This is a genomic window from Streptomyces sp. E2N166 (assembly GCF_003671715.1).
GTDB classification, from domain to species: domain Bacteria; phylum Actinomycetota; class Actinomycetes; order Streptomycetales; family Streptomycetaceae; genus Streptomyces; species Streptomyces thinghirensis.
The window spans coordinates 382,964-386,943 of record NZ_RAIF01000032.1; the positions used below are offsets into that span (position 1 = coordinate 382,964).

General features: G+C 73.0%; 3 protein-coding genes. 2 read left to right on the forward strand and 1 reads right to left on the reverse strand.

What is annotated here, in order from left to right:
* Positions 1-12: 12 nt before the first annotated feature.
* Positions 13-1,269, reverse strand: coding sequence for an FAD-binding protein (locus EBH09_RS28845; protein ID WP_121749860.1), 1,257 nt, complete (start codon positions 1,267-1,269; stop codon positions 13-15).
* A 106-nt stretch (positions 1,270-1,375) separates the two neighbouring features.
* Here EBH09_RS28845 and EBH09_RS28850 point away from each other — a divergent pair, with 106 nt between their 5' ends.
* Positions 1,376-2,695 carry a radical SAM protein gene (locus EBH09_RS28850; protein WP_121749861.1) on the forward strand — a complete coding sequence of 440 codons (1,320 nt, stop codon included), beginning with the start codon at positions 1,376-1,378 and terminating at the stop codon, positions 2,693-2,695.
* 225 nt (positions 2,696-2,920) lie between these two features.
* The coding region (locus EBH09_RS28855) for a cellulose-binding protein (protein ID WP_238697464.1) at positions 2,921-3,980 on the forward strand (1,060 nt) is incomplete at its 3' end.

Consider the following 3,980-nt stretch of genomic DNA (forward strand, 5'->3'; position numbering starts at 1 on the left):
GGGCGGACGCGTTCAGCCCGCCAGCACCCCGCGCACGAACGCGTTGGTGAACTTCCCCGCCGGATCCAGCGCCTCGGCCAGCGCCCGGAAGTCGGCCAGCCGCGGGTAGAGCGCGCGCAGTTCGCCCGCCGGCGTCGCGAACACCTTCCCCCAGTGCGGCCGGGCCGCGAACGGAGCCAGCGCCTCCTCCAGCCGCCGCACCACCGGCAGCACCGCCGCCGTGTCCTCGACCCAGGTGAAGTGTGCGGCCACGGTGTCGCGCCCGTACGCCGGGCTCAGCCACTGCCCGTCTGCGGCGACCGTGCGCACCTCGCAGGTCTGCAGCACCGGCGCGACGGTCTCCCGTATCGCCTCCATCGCGCGCAGGGCGTCCAGCGCGTGCTCGCGCGGCATCAGGTACTCCGACTGGAGCTCGGCGCCGCTGCTGGGCGTGAACTCGGCGCGGAAGTGCGGCAGCCGCTCGTGCCAGGGCCCAGGCACCCCGAACTGCTCGGTGCAGTTCACGGCGGGCATGCCAGGCACCGGGTGCATCTTCTCGGCGGCCGGGGCGGCGTACGGGAAGTCGGGCAGCGGCTGGTCGGTGCGCCGCTTCAGCCACACCTGCCGGAAGCCGGGCGCCCGCCAGTCGGTGAAAAGGCTCACGCTGTACGCCGCCGCCATCACCGTGTCGAACGTCGCCGCGTCCAGTCCGGCGAGCGGCAGCTCGGTGAAGACATGCTGCTCGACCTCGTAGGCCGGCTCCAGGTCGAGGGTGAGCGCGGTCACGACACCCAGCGCGCCGAGCGAGGTCACCGCGCCGCCGAACCGCTCGTCGCCCCGGGCGACGGTCACCGTGGAGCCGTCAGCGGTGACCAGCTCCACCTCGCGCACCACCGACGCCAGCGAGCCGTTGCCCACCCCCGAACCGTGCGTTCCGGTGGCCACCGACCCGGCGACCGAGATGTGCGGCAGCGACGCCATGTTCGGCAGCGCCAGCCCCCGCCCGTGCACCAGCCGGGCCAGCTCCGCGTACCGGACGCCGCCGCCCACCCGCACCGTACGGGCCGCCGTGTCGACGTCCACCTCGGCCGGAAGCGCGGCCAGCGACAGCAGTACGCCCTCGGGGCCCGGCTCGGCGATCTCGTTGAAGGAGTGCCCGCTGCCCAGCACCCGCACCCGCGCGCTGTCCGCCACCAGGGCCCGCAGCGCGTCCAGTGAGTGCGGCCGCAGCAGCTCCTTGGCCGTGTAGGTGATGTTGCCGGCCCAATTGGTCACGGTGATGTCGGTCATACCGCGGAAACCTACCCGGCGCGCCTGGAAGGGGCCCCGGGCGGGAAGCCGCACCGGCGGGGGCATACCGTGAGAAGTCGAACGCCTGAGCCGGGAGGAGACACGGATGGGCAGCCGCACCGCGCTGGTCGAGGATCTTATGGAGCGCTTTCCGCATGTGCCGCGGGAAGCCGTCTTCAAGGAGGACCTGCTCCGCGGCGGGGTGGCCTTCGACCCCTCCGCGCTCAGTGACAACGAGGACGGCGAGGTCAAGCCGAAGTCGTACTTCATCTTCTCCTTCGACCACGGCACCCTGCCGGAGCTGGGCGAGGCCGCGCTGCGCCGCCCGCCCGAGGAGATCATCCTCACCGGTGGCCCCTACGACCTGCGCCGCACCGTCGTCTCGGTCCGTGTGAACCCGGGCTCCCCCTACCGGGTCGCCGCCGACGAGCACGGACAGCTCGGTCTCTACCTCGACGGCAAGCGGATCTCCGACGTCGGCGTGCCGCCCATGCCGGAGTACTACCGCCACAAGCTCGCCAACGGGAAGTCGGTCATGGAGGTGGCCCCGACCATCCAGTGGGGCTACCTGATCTACCTGACCGCCTTCCGGGTCTGCCAGTACTTCGGCGCCAAGGAGGAGTGCCAGTACTGCGACATCAACCACAACTGGCGCCAGCACAAGGCGGCGGGCCGCCCGTACACGGGCGTGAAGGACGTCGACGAGGTCCTCGAAGCACTGGACATCATCAACACCTACGACACGGCCAGGACGTCCACCGCCTACACCCTCACCGGCGGCGCCATCACGTCGAAGGTCCAGGGCCTGGACGAGGCGGACTTCTACGGGCGCTACGCCAAGGCCATCGAGGAGCACTTCCCCGGCCGATGGATCGGCAAGGTCGTCGCCCAGGCCCTGCCCAAGGACGACGTCCAGCGCTTCAAGGACTACGGCGTCCAGATCTACCACCCCAACTACGAGGTGTGGGACGAGTACCTGTTCAAGATGTACTGCCCCGGCAAGGAGCGGTACGTCGGCCGCGACGAGTGGCACAAGCGCATCCTGGACTCCACCGACGTCTTCGGCGCGCGCAACGTCATCCCGAACTTCGTCGCGGGCGTCGAGATGGCCGAGCCCTTCGGCTTCAAGACGGTCGACGAGGCCATCGCCTCCACCACCGAGGGCCTGCGCTTCTTCATGTCGCACGGCATCACGCCCCGCTTCACCACCTGGTGCCCCGAGCCCACCACCCCGCTCGGCAAGGCCAACCCGCAGGGTGCGCCGCTGGAGTACCACATCCGGCTGCTGGAGGCCTACCGCGCCACGATGGACGAGTTCGGCCTGTCCTCGCCCCCCGGCTACGGCCTGCCCGGCGCCGGCCGCGCGGTCTTCTCGGTCAGCTCCTTCATGGACAGCCTGCCGGAGAACGCACCCGTCGAGGTGTGAGCCGCGAGTCGAGACGTCCCGGCCCGGCCTCCGTATGACTCCCGCGGGGCCGGGCCGGCTCCGGGCCGTCGGTCCGCGTACCTCGCGCGCCGCTTGTGAACACGGCGCTTGTCAGTTGTGCCGGAGACGTGCGAAGCTCTGCGCCTGCCGTGCGGCCCTGCACCAACTCCATCGCCGGTGCGGTGAGTTGGCCTCGCCCGTGGACGCAGTGGATGCAGGAGTCCGATGCCCGACCTGCCGAGCCCCCAGGACGCCGCCGAGGCAGCGCTGCTCGACGAGTGCTGGGACACGGTGCTCTCCTACGCCGACCTGTGCACCGCCGGCTCGCAGGCCGCCGTCCAGCTCGCCACCGAGGCGTTCGCCCACGGCATGCGCGAGGTCCGCGCCGCCGACGCGGCCGAGGCGCGCAGCACCGCCCGCCGCCCGTCCCGGCTGCCCCGCATCCCGCTGCTCCTGACCGCCGTACGCACCACCGCGACGGCCTGGGAGGACGACGGGCGGGGCCACGAACTCGACTCCGAACTGCGGCTGTGGCTGGGCTCCGACCGGGCCGCCCGCTACGCCGGACCGCCCCCGCGCCGCCCGCTCGCGCTGCGCGGCCTCAAGGACATGCAGGCACCGGACGCGGAACTGCTGTGGCTGGCCGACGTGGAGGCCCTGCCACTGCCCGTGGTGGCCCGCCGGCTCGGCCTCGACCCGGCCACCGCGTCCGACGAACTCGCCCAGGTGCGCGAACTGTTCCGGGACCGCTGCCGCCGGGGCCACCTCGACGCGCCGCCGGACGCGCGGTGCCGCGGCTACGCCCGGCTGCTGGACGCGGTGACCAGGTCGGCCGCCGCCGACACCCCCGAAGACCTCTCCCGCCACCTCGCCACCTGCCCCGACTGCGCCGAGGCCGCCGCCTGCCTGCGTCCGCACGGCGGCGGCCTGCCCGCGGCCCTCGCCGCCGGAGTCATCGGCTGGGGCGGCCTCGCCTACCTGGAACGCCGCCGTCGCGCCGCCGAAGTACGCCTCGGCGCCGGGCGCCCCGCACCGGCCGGCGAGGACCGCGCCGACGAGCAGCGGGACGGCGGCCACAAGGCCCGCGTCGTCCGTGGCAGCCTCCTCGCCACCGCCGTCCTGGTCTCCCTGCTGGCGCTCACCGTCTCCCTGATGCCCTTCGGCGACACCACCGAGGACACCGCGGCGCCCACCGAGACCGTGGACCGCCGCCCGCCCGCCGCCCCGGACCGCGCACGGCCGACGGACCCACAGCCGTCGCCGGACGCACAACCGTCGCCGGACG

Coding starts and splice junctions, on each gene's coding strand:
- EBH09_RS28845 (WP_121749860.1), bottom strand. CDS start 1,269: ATGACCGACATCACCGTGACCAATTGGGCCGGCAACATCACCTACACG.
- EBH09_RS28850 (WP_121749861.1), top strand. CDS start 1,376: ATGGGCAGCCGCACCGCGCTGGTCGAGGATCTTATGGAGCGCTTTCCG.